Source organism: Arthrospira sp. PCC 9901 (genome assembly GCF_059013425.1).
In genome coordinates this window covers 2,155,001-2,174,285 of sequence record NZ_CP102296.1, presented here as the reverse complement: position 1 = coordinate 2,174,285, position 19,285 = coordinate 2,155,001, and the positions used below count along the sequence as shown (strand labels likewise).

The window sequence follows — 19,285 nt, the reverse complement described above, 5'->3', positions numbered from 1 at the left end:
AATTGATTTTATTGATAATCTCATGTCTGAATCTTATCCCCGTATCAGTGTTGTGATCCCAGCTTACAACTGTGAACAGTATATTGCCGAAGCCATTGATAGTGTACTGGCTCAAACTGAGACTGATTATGAAATCATAGTTGTTGATGATGGTTCTCAAGACCAGACTCGCTCAGTAGTAGCCAACTATGACAGCCAAGTTCGCTATGTTTATCAGGATAATCAAGGGGTTTCCGTGGCGCGAAATCATGGTCTGAGTTTGGCTAGGGGTGAGTTTATCACTTTTCTCGATGCCGATGATTACTTTTTTCCCGATACCCTCCAAAGCCAACTCGCTGTATTTGATGCTGACCCCGAATTGGCGATCGTCCATAGTGGTTGGCGCAGGGTTAACCAAACTGGCGAAATGCTGATCGATGTTCAGCCTTGGGAAATGGTCGCTGAGTTGAATTTAGAGAATTGGTTGCGCTGGAAGCCTTTGGGGACTATGGGAACTTTGATGTTCCGCCGCCAGGCTTTGGAGACCGTCGGAGGCTTTGAACCTGGGTTGGCTCATGCTGAGGATGTCGATTTGATTTTGCGTTTGGCCTCCAGCGGGTATCGCAGCGCCTGGTTGAAGCGATCGACTGTATGCTATCGTCAGCACGATCGCAATACTATGCGAGATGGTATCTCTCAAGCCAAGTCTATTAATTATGTCCTCGATAAATTTTTTAATTTGCCAGATATACCCTTGGAAATTAAAGTAATTGAGGACTGGGTTCGCTATAGTACCTTGGTCTGGAGTTCCTGGTATTTATACCATACTGGGTTCAATACTGAGATGGTCGAATATTTACAGCGCTCATGGTCTTATAGTCCTTTTCTACCTATTGAAACCGTCATTAATTGGGTCGAAAGTTTTACTCAGTATTCTCAAAATGTTGATGCTATTTTCGATGTCGATCATTTATCTACATCTCCTGAGTGGCAAAACTTATTAAAATGGGTCATGAGTAGCCTGCAATACCCCTAGCCCCTATCTCGTCCTCGGAAATTATGTTAAGTTTTGTAAAACTTGTCAAAAAGTCCCCCCAGCCCTCCCAGCCGGGGGGTTGCTTTTACGGTTGACTTATGCTATTGTCTTATATAATGCAAATATTTTGAAAAAAATTATTTTTGGTTATTATTCGATTATTTAACAGTATGACAAAATGATACCATTAGTTCCCGGCGCTTGTCAACCCCCGACCGTGATTTGGCTGAACAATTTTTTAAAAATTGAATAAAAAATCAACTTTGATATTGATTGTATTGTGCAGGGAATTAATGTAGAATGTATAGGTCCTTGCTTCTGATTAGAAGCCTGAATTGTCCATAAGGAGTATCATCAGAATGAAGCCTTTTGTTTACGAAACCATGTATATCCTGCGCTCCGACCTAAATGAGGAGCAGGTAGAGGCCGCGCGAGCCAAATATGAAGACATCCTGCGGGAACATGGCGCACAAAATCTTGAGGTGCAAAATTTGGGTAAGCGTCGTTTAGCTTATGATATCGACAAGTATCGCGAAGGCATTTACATCCAGATGAACTATGAAGGTGGCGACAGCGACCAGATTAAAGTCATGGAAAGAGCCATGCGTATAGGTGGCGACGTAATTCGTTATCTGACGATTAAACAAGATGTGACCGCATCTCCAGCCGAAGTCGAAGCCGAAGCCGAAGCCGAACCGCAACCGCAACCGCAACCGCAACCGCAACCGCAACCGCAACCGCAACCGCAACCCCAAGAGCTCAATTTAATCGCAGATTAGTTGAACCAATTAGGGCGATGCGCTACCATACCAAGTATGGTGCGAGACCTTCGGGTATGAAATAGAGCTGAAATGGGCGAAATAACTACCCGGTGAGGACTTCAACCCCTTGGTTGATTGGGTCGCATCCCTGACCATCCCATAACACAGCCTAATTTTTTTGCTCATCTTCGAGACTTCCAACATGGTTGCCAAGGTGAAGGGAAAAATCAGGTCTAAGACTACCAAGCTAAACAGTGCTTTTGGATCATCTTTCTAAAAGCTTTGCGGGATACCGCCTCCATTACCTTAACAGGTAATGGTGCTATCGTTGCATTATCCGGAACCGGAAAAATGTCGCGTAAATGTATCAGGTGTAAATCTCAAGTAAGGTCAGGAGTTGGCACCGCTGACCGTCGCCAACTCCTGACTGCGTGATACTCCTGGAGTATCTCTCTTGCCGATTGGGTGGAATTGGGAGTATTTTAGGGGACATATTGGAAGTTTATAGGAGCCATTGGTTATCATGAGCCAGAAAAATAATCCCAACTCCCAGGAACTCACAGCAGAAGTCGCTCGACTGAGTGAAGAGTTAAAAATGCGAGATCAACTGGTGCAGCAGTTATCTCAAGAATTATTCCGTTTGGTGAAGGGAAATGCTAATTTAGCGCCAGATCCAGAAATGGCCGAGCGACACCAGGCTCAGATGAAGTCATTGCGGGAACAGCTCCAGCAAGTAGAGGAACAGGTTAAATTTTATCAAGACCAGATCAATGAGCGGGATCTGGAAGTTTACCAACTTAGACAGTCTGTCCAGGAGTTAACCGATCGCTCTCGAATGCTGGAACAGGTAGTTCAAGAATTACCTGGAGTCTACCGCCAGAAGTTTTCAGAACGCCTCGAAGAGGTCATGGAAAGGGTGGAAAAACTGCAACGGGAAAATCGGCAACTGCACGCAGAACTACAAAGTGTTACCTACCGTCTGGCTCAAAAGAGTCGCCGTCCCGGCAATTTAGATCTGCCAACTTTTCAGCCAGGAACTCAGACTGTAATCGAGTTTCCTAGTTTAGGGAAGGCATAATTTTTTCCTGAGTCAGGGTCAAACCTCGTAAAACTTAGGGGTCGGTTCTAGGGATAATCGCAGAACAAACCCCTTTATTTTTATGAATCAAGTGCCTAGGGTTTGTTGGGACTAGAATTAAGGCATTTTTGTAGCACTTCTAATAACTCCTGCGTGGTGAATGGTTTTGATAAAAATATATCAACTCCTAACTCAGCTATATCTTTGGCTATATCTACTGAAAAGTAACCGCTAATTCCGACAATTTTAATTTTCGGGTTAAGGTATTTTAGATCCCTAATCGTAGTTTTACCACCCATAACAGGCATCATAATATCGATAACCACACAGTCAATTTTATCTAAATATTGACGGTATATTTTAATCGCCTCAACTCCATTACTTGCCACCAAAACTTGATATTGAAAACTCTCTAAACTGGCTTTAGTAATTTCTCGGATGGGTTCTTCATCATCAACCACTAAAATTAGTTGACCCTGACCTGTCATTAATTCTAAATGCTCATCAGCCGTAGTTTCTGTTTCCTCTGAGGCGGGTATATAAACTCTAAAAGTAGTTCCCAAACCCATTTGAGTGTCAACGTCAATAAAGCCATTATGACCCTTAACTATACCTAGGACTGTGGATAGTCCTAAACCACTACCTTTAGCAAATTCTTTGGTAGTAAAAAACGGTTCAAATATCCGGTCTAAGACTTCTTGGGTAATGCCAGTTCCCGTATCAGAGACGGTAATCATTACATAACAACCTTCCCTCGCATCAAGGTTTAAACGAGCTTCTTTTTGGTTTAAAATAACATTACTAGCTGATAGTGATAAATTCCCCCCGCCTGGCATGGCATCTCGTGCGTTGACACAGAGATTCATTAAGATTTGATGTAGTTGGGTGGGGTCGCCATAAACTGTCCAGAGTTCCTTAGAAACATTAGTGCTAACATTGATAGATTTGGGGAATGTCTCCCTGGCAATATCTGCTACTTCACTAATTAAGTGTCTGACTTGAAAAATCTCTAGTTTCCCTTCAAAGCCTTTGGCGAAGGAAAGAACTTGCTTAATTAAATTGGCTCCCCGTTTGGTGTTATTTTCAATTAACTTGAGCATTTTATTTTGTTTTTCTTGGTCAAGTCCTAATTGAAACATTTGCACGGAGGCGAGAATCGGTGTTAAAATATTATTGAGGTCATGGGCTATGCCACTGGCTAGGGTGCCAATACTTTCCAGTCTTTGCGCTCTCAGTAGTTGGATTTCTAGTCTCTTGGTTTCGGTAATATCTGAGAGAACACCGACTATTTCTTCAATGTGACCAGAGGCATCACACACCAGCTTCATTTCGTCTCGTAACCAACGATAACTGCCATTTTTATGGCGGAAACGATATTCGGTGGTTAGGTGATTTAATTTGAGAATTTGTGAGCAACGATGATGGATTTTGGGGCGGTCATCAGGGTGAATGCGATCGCTCCAAAAATTGAGGGTATTAATCCATTCACTAGGTTGATATCCTAGTTGAGTTATGAGATTATCACTGATAAATTTAGGGGGATAGTCATCGGTGGGATAACAAGTATAAATAATCGCCGGACTCGATGCTAATAAATGTTCAAGTTGAATCTGAATAGAACTTAATCTCGCTTCGGTTTGCTCAAGTTTAGTGATTTTTTGTTGCAGTTCTGTTTCTCGCATTACCCGTTCGGTAACATCGGCAATTACTGTAATAGTTCCGCAAATTTCTCCGGCTTCAATTAAGGGAGCAATACGGACGCTTTGTTGCATTGGGGATAAAGAATGACTGCCAATATTTGCCGGAATATTAATGAGATAGGAATGGAGGCGCTGAGACAGGAAAGCTACTTGACCTTGGAGAGCTTGTTCATAAAAACGATGGATTCCTCGTTCTTTCATGTCCGGATAAAGGCTGAATAAATGACACCCAATTAAATCTTGGGCTGACCTACCACTGTGGATTTCTAGCCAATGATTCCAACTGAGAACTTCTAATTTATTATTAGTAGTAAAAATCCCCTGTTCGGCAAAGTTATTGAGCCATTTTAACAAGGCTTGACTATGGGAAGGATGGATATTATGATCTAACATAATTAGGTAAATCCCATCTTTAATAGTAATTGGTGGATTACCGAGTCAGAGATGGCGCTACAGCCTCATCTGCCCAACTGTCTATCAACTCTAATAATTTCTCTAAGGAAACTACACCCAATACCAGCACTAGATAGCCGTTTACGGAGTCTTCACGCATTTTAAAGGAGGTATACATTACCATGGCATAGCTGACTTCTTCCTTGCCAATAATCAGAGAATGAATCAGTCCATCTAGGGCTTCTAGGTAAAGGCGCGGTACCGAAAAGGAAATCTGAATTTCTAGTAAATTTCCGAATACACTTAAACAGGAGTTAAGTAGGATATTGCCAATTTCTGTTAGCACTTCTCCGGCGGGAACGTCAAGGCGATCGCTTGATGGGCTACCCTCTGGGGACACTAAACGGGACAACATTACCGCCCCTTCATAGTTTAATAATAATAGAGCATTTCCCGACACTGGCCCGGTGAAAATCTGCTGTACTGTGGCAATTTCACCATTAACAAAACTCGCCAGTTTAGCCGCTAATTCTTCAATAGGATGAATAGAAACTTGAGGAACATCAAGCAAAATGCGATGACCCGTTAGCTGTGATAAAGAATTGGCAGTGCGAGCAAAACCAATATTAATTAACTCAGTTAGAGCATCTTTTTGCTTTTCGGTCAGGATCATCGCAGCACCTCCCTAGGACTGTGATATAGTAATGAGAGCTTGATTTACCTGGTCGAGAACACTTTGAGCCATAAAAGGCTTGGTAATGTAGCCCACAGCCCCAGCGGCTTGAACTGCAGCGCGAGTCATTTCCTGAGCATCAGCACTGGCAATAATAACCCTAGCTGTGTTATCCATTGCCATGAGTTTTTCTAAAACTTCTGTCCCCTGCATATCTGGCATAGCCAGATCAATTAAAACCAGGTCTGGTTTATCGATAAAGTAGCGTTCCAGCGCAGCTAGTCCCCCTGTGGCTTCAATGACTTCGTGTTTATCTGTTTCTAAGATACCACGCATAATCCTACGGGAGAGACTAGAATCATCAACGATTAAAATTTTAGCCATTGCCAAGTCTCCCAAGCCCTGCGGTTGATTACGGTGGAGTATAAACAGGATCTATATTTAGTCTCCTACAACATATATAGTAACAGGAAACTATGGGTTTTATAAAATTTTTGTACAAATTTTAACAATCTAGTTAACTACTAGGTGATCTGCTAAAATAGATGATACGAGAACTTATACAAGGTGCCGAAACACCTTGTATAAATCAATTTTAGTCGATTTTGACCATCAATTGGGGGCAGTAGGCATATCTCGTGATGCCACCACATCGACACCTAAATCAAGAACATTAGATAAGATGGTATCGCCGATATGAATCGGGGCGGTGACATTGACTTGCCGCAATTGCTGACATAATTCTATCACTTTTTCTTTCGGTATGGCTGCGGTAGTTTTTACGGGTAATTTTGCCCAAATACCATTATTAACTCGCACTGTAGTTGTCACCATGCGACGGGGTTCGGTGTGTTCCTGTTTCGCATATTCCTCGCCTCGCTTACAGGTGAAGCCTCGCACTTCGACAATGTGGTTATTCTCTTCCTCAACTTCTAGGCGACATCCCAAAGGACAACCAATACATAGATAATGAGAAATGGTAGTTTCTGTGGTGGTTTCTGTGGTTTTAGTCATGGCTTATTTCTCCTCAAAATTGGCGGGATTTACTCAAGGGGGAGGATATCAATTGTTAAAGCCTCTCCGTGGAAGTTCTGCAAAAACCGGGGTTTGACTTTCAGGTTGACCATTTCGGCGGGGAATACATACCGGAGTTTTTTCTCATAAATATCCCCAAGTTTTAAAATGCTTTCCTTGAGAGGACGACGCACTCGCATATAAACGGTATGATCCCGATCGCTCGAAATGGTTTGAGGTACACAATAGGCGACATTTTCACCAGGAATTAAACGGATATTATCGGTAGGTGGGCGATTTTTAGTTACATATAATCCCGCATTTCGACCAGCTAAAATGGCTTCTTGGCTGACAAAATCAACTAGATCATGAATGTGGACGACATTACCACAAGCAAAAACTCCATTCATAGAAGTTTCCATGGTGCTGCTAACCACTGGACCACTGGTAACCGGATCAATTCGCAGTTGTAATTGACGAGATAGTTCGTTTTCGGGAATTAATCCAATCGATAATAACAGGGTGTCGCAGGGAACATACCAGCTTTGGTCGGCGAGGGGTTGTAGATGTTCATTAACTGGCGCGACGGTGACTCCTTCAATGCGATCGCGTCCATGAATTTCTACTACTGTGGTAGATAGATATAGGGGGATATTAAAGTCCTGTAAACATTGCACAATGTTCCGGTTTAATCCGTTGGCGTGGGGCATTATTTCAAATACTCCCGCCACTTCTACCCCTTCCAAGGTTAGCCGTCTCGCCATAATTAATCCGATATCCCCAGAGCCCAGAATTACGGCTTTATTTCCAGGTAGAAATCCTAGTAAATTTACAAATCTTTGGGCTAACCCGGCGGTTAAGACTCCTGAACAGCGGGTTCCGGGGGTGCGAATAGCGCCACGAGTCCTTTCTCTCGCACCCATGGCTAAGACGGTGGCTTTGGCGGAAATGACGTGCATTCCGTGGTTTCCAGACATTAATTTAACTCGCCGATCGCCATCTATATCTAAGATATAGGCATCTGCTATAATGTCTATATCCTGGGCGATCGCTTGTTCTAAAAAACGTTGAGCATATTCAGGTCCGGTCAATTCTTCTTTAAAGTGTTGGAGTCCAAAACCGGGGTGAATACATTGCAATAAAATGCCTCCCGCTTCCTTTTCGCGATCGACAATTAAAATTCGTTCAGCGCCAGACTCTTTCGCGCCTAACGCCGCCGCTATCCCAGCAGGTCCGCCGCCAACAACTACTACATCATAGTTGCTATTTAGGTGCTTAATACTCTCGGTAATCATGATAATTTTTCCATGGCTAACAACAAAAAAAGACTAAATTTGGGGCGGGTTATATAGTCCATTTTTGTCGGTAGTAAGTAACCGACATTAACCCGCCATTTTTAGGCACAATAGGCTATGGGTTGTAATCAGTGTTAATTAGTGGGGATTTATGAATGCTGTTCACGCACTACCCAGGTATCGCCGCCACGTTTGGTAATTTCGGTCATGGGAATGTTATATTCCTGGGATAAAAGTTGCATACAGCGTCCTGTACAAAATCCCCCCTGACAGCGACCCATTCCCGCGCGGGTGCGGAATTTAATGCCATCTAATGTTTTTGCGCCTCGGCTGATCGCATCGAGAATTTCACCCTCGGAAATTAACTCACACCGACAGATAATTCGACCATAGCTAGGGTTTTGGTTGACCAGTGCAATTTGTGCTTCTGTAGAAAGAGAGGCGAAATGAATGGGTTTAGTAACTGAGGTAATAAAGCTATCTTTGGGGGCTAAGGATAAGCCTTCTTGTTGTAAAATATCCCTAACCATAGTGGCGATCGCAGGTGCTGCGGTTAGTCCTGGTGATTGAATTCCCGCCACGTTAATAAAGCCAGGTTTCGCCGTAGTCCCGATGATAAAATCTTCTCCGTCTACTACGGCGCGGAGTCCCGCAAATTCAGCTATACAGTCCCTAGGACTAATTCCAGGGACGGTTTGGGTAACTGCATCAAAAACTTTTTTTCCCCCTTCGTGGGAGGTGGTTAAATCGGTCTTATCGTCCACCATTTCGGCGGTGGGACCCACCATTAAAGTCCCGTCATAGGTGGGGATGACTAAGATACCTTTAGAAACGGGAGTAGGACAGGGAAAAATTACTCGTTTGACCAGTCCAATTAATCGCTTATCGAGGAGATATTCCTCTCCTTTACGGGGTTTGATGGTAAAGGTACGCACTCCCGCAAATTCAGCGATCGCATCTGCATATAGTCCAGCCGCATTAATGACAAAACGAGTATTAAATTCCCCTCTGGGGGTATGGATCACCCAGTGATGATCAGGGGTTTGATTAATGGCTGTAACTTTACAATTGGTAAAGAGATTTAAGCCGTTTATACAGGCATTTTCAATTAAGGCAAAACAAGCCTCGTAGGGATTAACTACCCCAGTTGTCGGCGCATATAAAGCAGCGATCGCCTCTGATGTTAGGTGAGGTTCTTCTTTTCGCAGGCGTTCTTGTTGCCAAATTTCTAAGCCGGGAACTCCTTTAGCTTCCCCCTGTTTTTGCAATTTTTCTAGTGTGGGTATTTGGTCTTCTGCGAAGGCGACAGTAAGTTCTCCAATGCGTTTAAAACCAAACCCTAATTCTGCGCAGATGGTATCCCACATTTGGTTTCCTTCCCATTCTAGCCTACCTTTCAGGGTATTAGGGGAACTGTGATGTCCACCGTGAATAATACCGCTGTTGGCTTTGCTGGTTCCGAAACCCACTTCTGCTTCTGATTCAATTAGGGCGACTCGAATCGCATACCGCATCAATTCTCGCGCAATGGTGCATCCGGTTACACCACCACCGATAATGATTGCATCATACAACATGATCCTATCCTGTTAGTGTTTGCTTGTCGGTCATACAGTGTTTAATCAATTGAAATTGTTAGTCAATCAAACTGCTCAATCTGGTTAAGCGGTGGACATCAGTTTCTGGCTGCTACAGCCGCGATCGCATGGATCTGTAAACTGAATCCTCTATCTTCAGTGTAAGGAAAAATTGATGATTTGTCATCCGTATTTAGGTTAAGTATTTTTAAGCGCCATTATTCAACTATGGTATAATTAATCCGGCAAAATTCATCAATGGACAAGTTGAATGAGCATTAATTTTACACAAATTAACTCTGGGAATGAACTTAACTCAGCCATGGCTCAAGGTCTTTATACTACTGTATATCAGTGTTTTTCTGCTCCCCCTTTTAACGAAAAAGTAACCCCAGAAAAAGTCAATTTTTACTTTCAAAAATATATCGAATCCGGGGTTTTATACTTGGCTTATTCTGACTCAACCCCCATGGGATTTATGGCGGCACTCCCCTTAGCTGAAACCGCCAATATAGGAGAGTTAGAATTTTTTGAGACTTGGGGATATATGAACAACCAAAAAGTTCATCTAAATTCTGATTTATTCACTCAGCAAACCGGACTCAGCATTGATAAATTATACTATGTCGCTGATTTAGGTGTAGCCATTAATTACCGTCAGCAAGGTATCGCCACAGGACTGTTTAAAACCTTATTTGGTCATTTATCAGATCACATAGGTTATATATTGAGAACTACGGCTAACCCTGAATATGCTTATTTACCTGAGTTTTATCAAAAGTTGGGGTTTAAAATGATACCAATTAGCCAAAGTGTTGAGTATTATAATTTTAAAAATGAATTAATCCAGGATAGCCGTTTAATTTTAGTGAAATTACCTAACGATTAATTAAATTTTTGATTTCCTTTAAAAGTGGCGGTTCTTTGGATATCTTAACCGGGTGGGTTAGCAGTCCTTCACTAGGGCTAAATAAAAATGCCATTAGGAATAAACCAGAAGCCACCAAGACAATGGCTGGACCGGAAGGCAAGTTATAGAAATAACTCAGATACATTCCACTCATGCTAGAACCCACGCCAATTAACACGCCTAAAATCATCACATTATGCAGACGATTAACCAATAAATAAGCCGTGGCTGATGGTGTAATTAATAAGGATAAAACTAAGATGACTCCTACAGCTTTGAGACTGGCGACAATAGTTAAGGAAATTAACATCATTAACCCTAAATTTAACAGGTTCACAGGTAAGCCAGCCGCCTCCGCGCCCTGGGGGTCAAAGGTATAGAACAATAATTCTTTATAAATGAGGAACACGACCAATAAGACAATAGCAGCAATAATCATTGTATCCCGGACATCGGAGGCTGTAACTCCCAATATATTGCCAAAGAGAAAATGATTTAAGTCGATTTTATTGTCTTTTTGAATGATGGTAATTAGAGTAATCCCCAAAGCAAAAAAGCCGGAAAAAACAATCCCCATGGCTGCGTCTTCTTTGATTTTGGAGTGGGTGCGGATTATTTCGATTAATACTGTACTGGATACCCCAGCGATAAACGCACCTACAAAAATATTAAACCCTAAAATAAAGGCGATCGCTAATCCAGGTAAAACGGAATGGCTGATGGCATCCCCTAATAAAGCCAGCCGCTGCACCATTAAATAACTACCAACCACGGCACAAATTAACCCCACCAATATAGCAATAGTGAGCGATCGCTGCATAAAACCATATTGCAAAGGTTCTATTAATATTTCCCAAACTATCATGTTGATACTGTCTCTTATATCTTCATAACCCGGATTTTTGTCGATGGATATACAGGTAAAAAAACCGGGTTTCTCGCCTTAAATATATAATTCTCCAACGCCATTAAGCTGCATTGTCTGAGAAAAACATGACCCTACCACCATAAGCATGATCAAGATTTTCCTGAGTTAAGACAGCTTCCCTAGTTCCGGCGGCGATTAGTTCTTTGTTTAGCAGAATTAAGTCATCAAAATTGGTAATGGATTTACCTAAGTCGTGATTAACTACTAACACAATTTTACCGGAAGCTGCTAACTCCCTAAAAATGCTAAAAATCACATTTTCAGTTTTTTGATCAATACCTGCAAAGGGTTCATCAAAGCAGAAAACTTCCGCCTGCTGCGCTAAAGATCTAGCTAAGAAAACCCGTTGCTGTTGACCTCCTGAAAGTTGACCAATAGGACGCGCACTATAGCTTTCCATTCCTACCCGCTGTAAGGCTTGGGTAGCCAAGCGACGACTGACTCCCGAAAAGCCTCTAAACCAACCAGTTTGGCGGACTCTTCCCATCATTACTACATCCCCAACTGTGGCGGGATAGGTCCAGTCTATCTGCGATCGCTGGGGGACGTAGGCGACGCGGTGGCGTTGTTGACTCAGGGGACGTTCACCGAAAATGGCAGGGCTTCCTGTGGCAGGAATCAGCCCCAAAATAGCTTTTAACAAGGTACTCTTACCCGCACCATTGGGTCCAATAATTCCGGTTAGCCGTCCTGGGTTCACCTGTAGATTAATGTCCCGCAGTGCTTCAATCCCTCGGTACTGTACCCCCAGGTTACTGATGATAATACTCATATCGGCTGAAACCTGCTTAATAAAGGAGTTGTGGGCAATTTTGAGAGTATCCATAACTATGATTTGCGATCGCTTTATGTCAAGAATAGCACAAAAATGAAGGGAATATGAAATAATTTATGAAAACAAAATGAAAAGGAGTAAGTACAAATGGCTAGACCAATGGCTAAGGGGTTAGGTGTAGTTGGGTTGTTGTGTGGGTTGTTGCTGGGGGGTTGTCAGTCGCCGTCGGTGGTTTCTACTGGGGATGAAATGCCGAAAGTGGTATCTACTACGACTATTATTGCCGATTTAACTGAAGCGATCGCCTCTGACCAAATTCAACATACCAGTCTTTTACAGCCGGGGGTAGATCCTCATATTTATGAACCTGTCCCCCAGGATAGTATAGCCTTAGAAAACGCTGACCTAATTCTGTATAATGGTCATAATTTGGAACCAGGTTTAATTAGGTTAATTGAAGCGGTGGGAGAAAGGGCCATAAGAGTGGCAGTTGCTGAGTTTATCACTCCCTTAACTATTGAAGAAAATGGAGAGGTAGAACCGGATCCCCATGTGTGGGGAAATGTGGAAAATGCGATCGTCATGGTTGAGGTAATTCGGGATGAATTAATAGCACTATCCCCAGATGATCGGCAGATATTTATAGATAATGCGGAACAGCTTATTGAGGAGTTGGAAAAACTCCATATTTGGATTGGTGAACAAATTGCCACAATTCCCAGCGATCGCCGTTATCTGGTCACCACCCATGATGCTTTTCAATATTACGCCGCCGCCTATGGTTTAACTGTACCCGGAACCTTAATAGGTATCAGCACCGAAGAACAACCTAGCGCCCAAACTGTGCGGAATTTAGCAGAGGAAATCCGCCGCCTAGGAGTCCCTGCTATTTTTGCGGAAACTACACTTAATCCCCAATTAATTAGGGCGGTTGCGGAAGAAGCAGGGGTGGAATTAGCCCCCCAAGAATTATATTCAGATTCTATTGGCGCACCTGGTTCGGAAGGGGATAGTTATGTTAGAATGATGGAAGCCAATACTAGGGCGATCGTAGAAGCCCTCGGCGAAAACTAATTTATTAGGGCAGGTTTATAACCCGCCCTCACCTGCTGCTGGTCGCTATTCTCCTAAACCGCTGGTTCCGTGGCTGGGCCAATAATTTCCTGGAATTGAATCACGTCTTGGCGTGGGTCAGAATGGGTCACTTTGACCTCAAAGCGATCGCCAAGTTCTATATCACGGTTAAACCGCATTGGTAACTCTAACCCTAATTCCTCCAGCATCACCAAACCTAAATTACTATCCTCGCGCAACCACCGCAGCAAAATAGCTTCCCAGACCTCATCAGTTTGACGACGCAAATATTCCAAACTCCAATAGCGGTTAGTCTCCCGTTCCACCTTCGAGGCTTCTTTCACCGCCGGACCGAGACTCATCACCATTTCCTGCATTTGTTCCACCGAAAAAGGTGGATCATCTCCCCGCAAATGAGCCTTAATCTGGAAGTGAGCCAAGAGATCGCTATAACGCCTAATGGGGGAAGTCACCTGCGTATAAGTTTCCAAGGCTAAACTTGCATGGCGAGCCGGAGTTAAGCTAACCTCACTGCGAGGCATATAACGACGCAATGCACAGGCTCTGACCGCTCCGGCTGGTAGTTGCAGCAGCTCCTCTTCTGGGGGTAGTTCCGGTTGAGGCTGGCTGCGATAGGGTAATGCTAAATTATGCTCCTGACCATAGCGAGCCGCTACCTCCCCAGTCAAAATCATCATTTCTGCCACCATTTGGCGAGACAGAGAATCATCAAGGAGTTTAACAATTACCTCATCCCCCTCCACCTTGATCATCGATTCTGGCATATAAATACTAATAGCCCCTTGGGAGGAACGCCATTGTTGGCGACGTTTGGCTAACTGTCCTAAAATCTCGATTTCTGGTTCAGCCTTGATACCTAAGTGCAGCATCTCATCCACATCATCATAGGTGAGGCGGTAGGTAGGTTTGATGATGCTCGTATGAATGCTATAATCCTTCAGGCTGCCATCCTCATTCAGCACTACCCCGAAGCTCAAGGCACAGCAAATTTTACCCTGTACCAAACTCATCGGCCCCGTGGCTAGTTCTGGGGGGAACATGGGAATCATCCCCGTCGGTAGGTAAACGCTGGTCGTCCTGCGCCGCGCTTCTAGGTCTAGTTCATCTCCCGGTGTAATTAGACGAGTAGGGTCAGCAATGTGAATCCAAATTTTTTGGGTTCCGTCTTCCAGGAATTCTAGGCTAACTCCATCATCAATTTCGCGGGTGCTTTCGTCGTCAATGGTGTAGACCTTCAGATGAGTTAGATCAAACCGATGACCTTGATCCGGGTCAGGTTGGGGAGATTGCAAATAATATTGAGCCACGTCTAGCACCTTTGCGGGAAACTGGGTTGGGATCTGACTGCGCCATAGGGAAAGATTCTCATGCAGACTCCATATCCCCAAGTCTACCAACAATTGAAAAGAGGCACTGGGAGTTTGAGGGCGATTAAGACTGCTTAGGGTTTCTAAGGCGGGTCCGGTATGGGATGCTTCCTCCCCGTAAAGAGCAAAACGTTCTAAAGCATCAAGGCGAGTGCGATCGCTCCCCTGCCATTCTACCACCTCTCCCGCTAGACATTGTTCAACTCGCTGCCAAAACAGTTGGGTTTCCTGTTCCCGTTGCTGTTCAACTTCCTGTTGATGTTTGATTTCTGCTACCTGGTTGGGAGGGCGAGGTTCATAGCGATCGCCCTTCTGTTTAAAGTAGAGTTTATCATTGCATAGCAACAGGTGGCTGGCATAACACTGGGCTGGAGTTTCCTCCGAAAATAGCAACAATGCCATTCCTTTGGGGTCTACTGTTTCCCCCTCTTCAATCAAAATCTCCCAGGCTATCTCTAAACTAGCTGGATCTAGATAGGGTTGTATTTCTTCATAAAAAGAGGGAATATCAGCAGGACGATAAGTCGTTCCCCCTACCTCATAGGTAATTTGTCTGGGATGAACGGTATGGGAATTTCCCTGGTCATCAACTAAGATCCAGTGCTTTTTTCCTTCAGGGCGAGCTACCACAGCGAGACGGCGCTCCCCATGTATACGGAATTCAACTAAGGTTCCCTTTTCCACCAATTCAATCAGCCTTCTTTATTGACAAAGGGCAGCATGGCTAAAATTCTAGCCCGTTTGATCGCTTTTGTCAGGTCTCGTTGTTGTTTACAGGTTAAACCGGTAATGCGGCGGGGTAGAATTTTGCCCCGTTCGGTCATAAACTTTTTCAACAACTCGATGTTTTTATAATCAATGGGGGTTTTGGGATCAATGGGCGAAACTTGGCGACGGAAATAGCTCATGGGCTTTGACTCCTGTTGGTTTAATGGATGATTCTATGTCGATGGGGATGACTACTCTCCCACCAGTCATCTGAAAGCACTATTTGATTTCTTTGTGAACCGTATGTTTGTTACAGTGGGTGCAGAATTTCTTGAGTTCCATTCTGCCAGTTGTATTCCGACGGTTTTTGGTCGTTGTATACCGTGACACACCCTTAGAACGCTTATCGGTATTGGTGCGACACTCAGTGCATTCCAGCGTGATTACAATGCGAACACCTTTAGCCATAATCCTAAAAGATTTCTTAATAAAGCACAATCATCTATTATTTCAGGTATTGCTGCATTTTGTCAATCCAATTTTTGACTCTAATATCCAGAGAATAGCCTCGCTGAACACCAATAACGATGGTTTCGCCCAGGCGATCGTGAAAAGTTTGCGGATATTGAGTCAGATCAAACAGCACCGTCCCACCATCAGCGATCAGGGGAACTAATAATAACACAACTCCAGCATGGCCTGAAGCCAGACTGCCTAATCCATTTAGGGCCAAGAATACAAAAAACCCTAGGACCCCCTCGCGCTTAGATAATTCTAGCAATTGCGGTGTTCGGTGGAATCGTGTATCAATTACCCTCATATTCAAAGCCCAGCGCCCCAAGCTCTGTCCGTAGTTTCGATAAACGACAAACACCCGTGAGGCTATCCAAAGCAGCATAAATATCAAAAATCCGACTAAGCCACTAAGCCCTAATAAACCAGTAATCAACAACACTAGAAATCCGTCAATCCCTAATGCGATCGCCCGACACCAAGTTGGAACCCTTGGAAAAGCCGGGGCTACTAACTCCGATAACTCAGACCTTTCAGAACTCATGGTGAATACCAGATTATCAAAAGACAAAGCCTCAATCAAATGAAGAAAGAGGCAGAGTCATCATATTAAATTGTAGTGTAGAAACCAAACCCTAAAGGCTGCATAGAGAAAAAGCGAGTGTAAAAGAGGTCAAGCCCTCGGTCTGTTAGTGTGCCTCGGCTACATCCATTACTGGACTTCCACCTGACATCTATTAACGGGTAATCTTCCCGTGACCTTACCTGGCTAACCCAGTGAGAGCACTCATCTTGAGGTGGGCTTCCCACTTAGATGCTTTCAGCGGTTATCCGCTCCGCACATGGCTACCCTGCGTTTACCGTTGGCACGACAACAGGTACACCAGCGGTGCGTCCTCCCCGGTCCTCTCGTACTAGGGACGGCTCCTCTCAATTCTCCTACGCCCGCACCGGATAGGGACCGAACTGTCTCACGACGTTCTGAACCCAGCTCGCGTACCGCTTTAATTGGCGAACAGCCAAACCCTTGGGACCTACTCCAGCCCCAGGTTGCGATGAGCCGACATCGAGGTCGCCAAACCTCCCCGTCGATGTGAACTCTTGGGGGAGATCAGCCTGTTATCCCTAGAGTAACTTTTATCCGTTGAGCGACGGCCCTTCCACGCAGCACCGCCGGATCACTAAGGCCGACTTTCGTCCCTGCTCGACTTGTAGGTCTCGCAGTCAAGCTCCCTTATGCCTTTGCACTCTACGGCTGATTTCCAACCAGCCTGAGGGAACCCTTGCGCGCCTCCGTTACCATTTAGGAGGCGACCGCCCCAGTCAAACTGCCCCCCTGAAACTGTCTCTTTCCCGGATAACGGGAAAAGGTTAGAATTCTAGCCTCGCCAGAGTGGTATCTCACCGATGGCTCAGAATCCCCCACAAGGAATTCTTCACAGCCTCCCACCTATCCTGCGCAAGCGAAGCCCGAACCCAATTCCAGGCTACAGTAAAGCTTCATAGGGTCTTTCTGTCCGGGTGCAGGTAGTCCGTATCTTCACAGACAATTCTATTTCGCCGAGTCTCTCTCCGAGACAGCGCCCAGATCGTTACGCCTTTCGTGCGGGTCGGAACTTACCCGACAAGGAATTTCGCTACCTTAGGACCGTTATAGTTACGGCCGCCGTTCACCGGGGCTTCGGTCATCAGCTTCAGATTACTCCTAACCGACTTCCTTAACCTTCCGGCACTGGGCAGGCGTCAGCCCCCATACATCGTCTTGCGACTTAGCGGAGACCTGTGTTTTTGGTAAACAGTCGCCTGAGCCTCTTCAGTGCCACCTACCTTTCGGCAGGCACTCCTTCTCCCGAAGTTACGGAGCCATTTTGCCGAGTTCCTTAGAGAGAGTTATCTCGCGCCCCTTAGTATTCTCAACCACCCCACCTGTGTCGGTTTCGGGTACAGGCATTTACAGTTTAAGATGTATAGGGCTTTTCTAGGAAGCCTGATGACTATCACTTCCCCGCCGTAGCGGGTCGGACTCGTGCCTCAGCTCAGTCTGTTTTCACCAGACCTCAACACCTCGAACACTTGCACCGGTAACCAACATCCGGATGACGAACACCTACTTCGTCCCCCTTCATCAACTGCAAACGGTACGGGAATGTTAACCCGTTGTCCATCGACTACGCTTTTCAGCCTCGCCTTAGGTCCTGACTAACCCTCCGCGGACGAGCCGTCCGGAGGAACCCTTAGGGTTTCGGGGTGTGGGATTCTCACCCACATTTTCGCTACTTAAGCCGACATTCTCACTTCTGATTCGTCCACACCTGCTTGCCGCTAGTGCTTCACACTACTACAGAACGCTCCCCTACCAATAGTTGCCTATTCCACAGCTTCGGTACACTACTTAGCCCCGTTCATTTTCGGCGCAGGAGCGCTTGACCAGTGAGCTATTACGCACTCTTTTAAGGATGGCTGCTTCTAGGCAAACCTCCTGGTTGTCTGGGCACTCCCACCTCCTTTATCACTTAGTAGTGATTTGGGGACCTTAGCTGGTGGTCTGGGCTGTTTCCCTCTTGACGATGAAGCTTATCCCCCACCGTCTCACTGGTTGAGTGTACCCCTGGTATTCAGAGTTTGTCTCGATTTGGTACCGCTCTCGCAGCCCGCACCGAAACAGTGCTTTACCCCCAGGTTTAAACCTCAACCGCTGCGCCTCAACGCATTTCGGGGAGAACCAGCTAGCTCCGGGTTCGATTGGCATTTCACCCCTAACCACACCTCATCCGCCGATTTTTCAACATCGGTCGGTTCGGACCTCCACTTGGTTTTACCCAAGCTTCATCCTGGACATGGTTAGATCACCCGGGTTCGGGTCTACAAATCATGACGTAACGCCCTATTCAGACTCGCTTTCGCTTGGGCTTCAACCTATTGGGTCTTAACCTGCCATAACTTGTAACTCGCCGGCTCATGCTTCAACAGGCACGCGGTCAGACGTTAAATCGTCCTCCCACTGCTTGTAGGCTAACGGTTTCAGGTTCTATTTCACTCCCCTTCCGGGGTTCTTTTCACCTTTCCCTCACGGTACTGGTTCTCTATCGGTCACACAGGAGTATTTAGCCTTACCTCGTGGTCGAGGCGGATTCACACGGAATTTCACGGGCTCCGTGCTACTCGGGATACAGTCGAGCCGTTTTGGCTTTCGACTACAGGACTTTCACCTTCTCTGGTGCAGTATTCAACTGCTTCGTCTAGCCTCGGCGGTCTCTGATGACTGTCCCACAACCCCAACGGGAAATCCCATTGGTTTAGGCTGTTTCCCGTTCGCTCACCACTACTTGGGAAATCGCTATTGCTTTCTCTTCCTCCGGCTACTAAGATGTTTCAGTTCACCGGGTTCGCTCATACTCGCCTATGGATTCAGCGAGCTGTTTCTGGGTTGCCCCATTCGGACATCTTCGGCTCAAAGCTTGCTTCCAGCTCCCCGAAGCCTTT

Annotated in this window: 17 protein-coding genes, 1 rRNA gene and 1 pseudogene (1 of these 19 only partly in view); 6 read left to right on the top strand and 13 right to left on the bottom strand. The window is 45.1% G+C overall.

Annotated elements, in window-relative coordinates:
* Positions 1-22: 22 nt before the first annotated feature.
* The 4 genes and pseudogenes from NLZ44_RS09480 to NLZ44_RS09465 all read left to right on the top strand — a co-directional run bounded on the left by NLZ44_RS09480 (position 23) and on the right by NLZ44_RS09465 (position 2,854).
* Positions 23-1,015 (top strand): glycosyltransferase family 2 protein, encoded by a 993-nt coding sequence (locus tag NLZ44_RS09480; RefSeq protein ID WP_493752608.1) that lies wholly within the window; start codon positions 23-25, stop codon positions 1,013-1,015.
* Positions 1,016-1,374: 359 nt separating this feature from the next.
* Positions 1,375-1,794 (top strand): 30S ribosomal protein S6, encoded by a 420-nt coding sequence (gene rpsF / locus NLZ44_RS09475; protein WP_493752972.1) that lies wholly within the window; start codon positions 1,375-1,377, stop codon positions 1,792-1,794.
* Positions 1,795-1,939: 145 nt separating this feature from the next.
* Positions 1,940-2,133, top strand: a pseudogene (locus NLZ44_RS09470) (hypothetical protein); the annotation flags it as partial.
* Positions 2,134-2,299: 166 nt separating this feature from the next.
* The gene (locus NLZ44_RS09465; protein ID WP_006621535.1) at positions 2,300-2,854 is read left to right on the top strand and encodes an Npun_F5560 family protein; all 555 of its coding nucleotides are present in this window, start codon (positions 2,300-2,302) and stop codon (positions 2,852-2,854) included.
* 95 nt (positions 2,855-2,949) lie between these two features.
* Here NLZ44_RS09465 and NLZ44_RS09460 read toward each other — a convergent pair whose 3' ends face one another.
* The 6 genes from NLZ44_RS09460 to NLZ44_RS09435 all read right to left on the bottom strand — a co-directional run bounded on the left by NLZ44_RS09460 (position 2,950) and on the right by NLZ44_RS09435 (position 9,506).
* Complete coding sequence (locus tag NLZ44_RS09460; RefSeq protein ID WP_493752607.1) at positions 2,950-4,947, bottom strand: PAS domain-containing hybrid sensor histidine kinase/response regulator; 1,998 nt, start codon at positions 4,945-4,947, stop codon at positions 2,950-2,952.
* A gap of 37 nt (positions 4,948-4,984) precedes the next feature.
* A complete protein-coding gene (locus tag NLZ44_RS09455) occupies positions 4,985-5,620 on the bottom strand; it encodes a chemotaxis protein CheC (protein WP_111893143.1) in 636 nt (211 codons plus the stop codon).
* A gap of 12 nt (positions 5,621-5,632) precedes the next feature.
* Complete coding sequence (locus NLZ44_RS09450) at positions 5,633-6,004, bottom strand: response regulator (RefSeq protein ID WP_006670822.1); 372 nt, start codon at positions 6,002-6,004, stop codon at positions 5,633-5,635.
* A 228-nt stretch (positions 6,005-6,232) separates the two neighbouring features.
* Positions 6,233-6,634, bottom strand: a complete 402-nt coding sequence (locus NLZ44_RS09445) for a DUF1667 domain-containing protein (RefSeq protein ID WP_008057100.1) — start codon at positions 6,632-6,634, stop codon at positions 6,233-6,235.
* 29 nt (positions 6,635-6,663) lie between these two features.
* On the bottom strand, positions 6,664-7,929 hold the full coding sequence (locus NLZ44_RS09440) for an NAD(P)/FAD-dependent oxidoreductase (protein ID WP_006621540.1): 1,266 nt from the start codon (positions 7,927-7,929) through the stop codon (positions 6,664-6,666).
* Positions 7,930-8,078: 149 nt separating this feature from the next.
* Positions 8,079-9,506, bottom strand: a complete 1,428-nt coding sequence (locus tag NLZ44_RS09435) for an NAD(P)/FAD-dependent oxidoreductase (RefSeq protein WP_493752606.1) — start codon at positions 9,504-9,506, stop codon at positions 8,079-8,081.
* Between the two features lie 271 nt (positions 9,507-9,777).
* Between NLZ44_RS09435 and NLZ44_RS09430 the strand changes: the two genes are divergently transcribed.
* Positions 9,778-10,395, top strand: a complete 618-nt coding sequence (locus tag NLZ44_RS09430; RefSeq protein ID WP_493752605.1) for a GNAT family N-acetyltransferase — start codon at positions 9,778-9,780, stop codon at positions 10,393-10,395.
* Here NLZ44_RS09430 and NLZ44_RS09425 read toward each other — a convergent pair.
* Together NLZ44_RS09425 and NLZ44_RS09420 are read right to left on the bottom strand one after the other, a co-directional pair.
* Positions 10,385-11,281: a metal ABC transporter permease gene (locus tag NLZ44_RS09425; RefSeq protein ID WP_493752604.1), complete on the bottom strand. Its 897-nt coding sequence runs from the start codon at positions 11,279-11,281 to the stop codon at positions 10,385-10,387. The genes NLZ44_RS09430 and NLZ44_RS09425 overlap by 11 nt on opposite strands.
* Positions 11,282-11,384: 103 nt before the next feature.
* Entirely contained in the window at positions 11,385-12,170 is a 786-nt protein-coding gene (locus tag NLZ44_RS09420) for a metal ABC transporter ATP-binding protein (RefSeq protein WP_493752603.1), read from the bottom strand.
* 96 nt (positions 12,171-12,266) lie between these two features.
* On the opposite strand from NLZ44_RS09420, the gene NLZ44_RS09415 reads away from it, so the two are divergent.
* A complete protein-coding gene (locus tag NLZ44_RS09415; RefSeq protein WP_493752602.1) occupies positions 12,267-13,193 on the top strand; it encodes a metal ABC transporter solute-binding protein, Zn/Mn family in 927 nt (308 codons plus the stop codon).
* Between the two features lie 53 nt (positions 13,194-13,246).
* On the opposite strand, the gene NLZ44_RS09410 is transcribed toward NLZ44_RS09415, so the two are convergent.
* The 5 genes from NLZ44_RS09410 to NLZ44_RS09390 all read right to left on the bottom strand — a co-directional run.
* Positions 13,247-15,265, bottom strand: coding sequence for a ribonuclease catalytic domain-containing protein (locus tag NLZ44_RS09410; RefSeq protein ID WP_493752601.1), 2,019 nt, complete (start codon positions 15,263-15,265; stop codon positions 13,247-13,249).
* An 8-nt stretch (positions 15,266-15,273) separates the two neighbouring features.
* Positions 15,274-15,489 (bottom strand): 30S ribosomal protein S18, encoded by a 216-nt coding sequence (rpsR, locus tag NLZ44_RS09405; protein ID WP_006616668.1) that lies wholly within the window; start codon positions 15,487-15,489, stop codon positions 15,274-15,276.
* Between the two features lie 79 nt (positions 15,490-15,568).
* A complete protein-coding gene (rpmG, locus tag NLZ44_RS09400; protein WP_006616669.1) occupies positions 15,569-15,757 on the bottom strand; it encodes a 50S ribosomal protein L33 in 189 nt (62 codons plus the stop codon).
* Positions 15,758-15,794: 37 nt separating this feature from the next.
* On the bottom strand, positions 15,795-16,346 hold the full coding sequence (locus NLZ44_RS09395; protein ID WP_493752600.1) for an RDD family protein: 552 nt from the start codon (positions 16,344-16,346) through the stop codon (positions 15,795-15,797).
* 125 nt (positions 16,347-16,471) lie between these two features.
* Positions 16,472-19,285, bottom strand: a 23S ribosomal RNA gene (locus tag NLZ44_RS09390) (it continues 70 nt past the right edge of the window).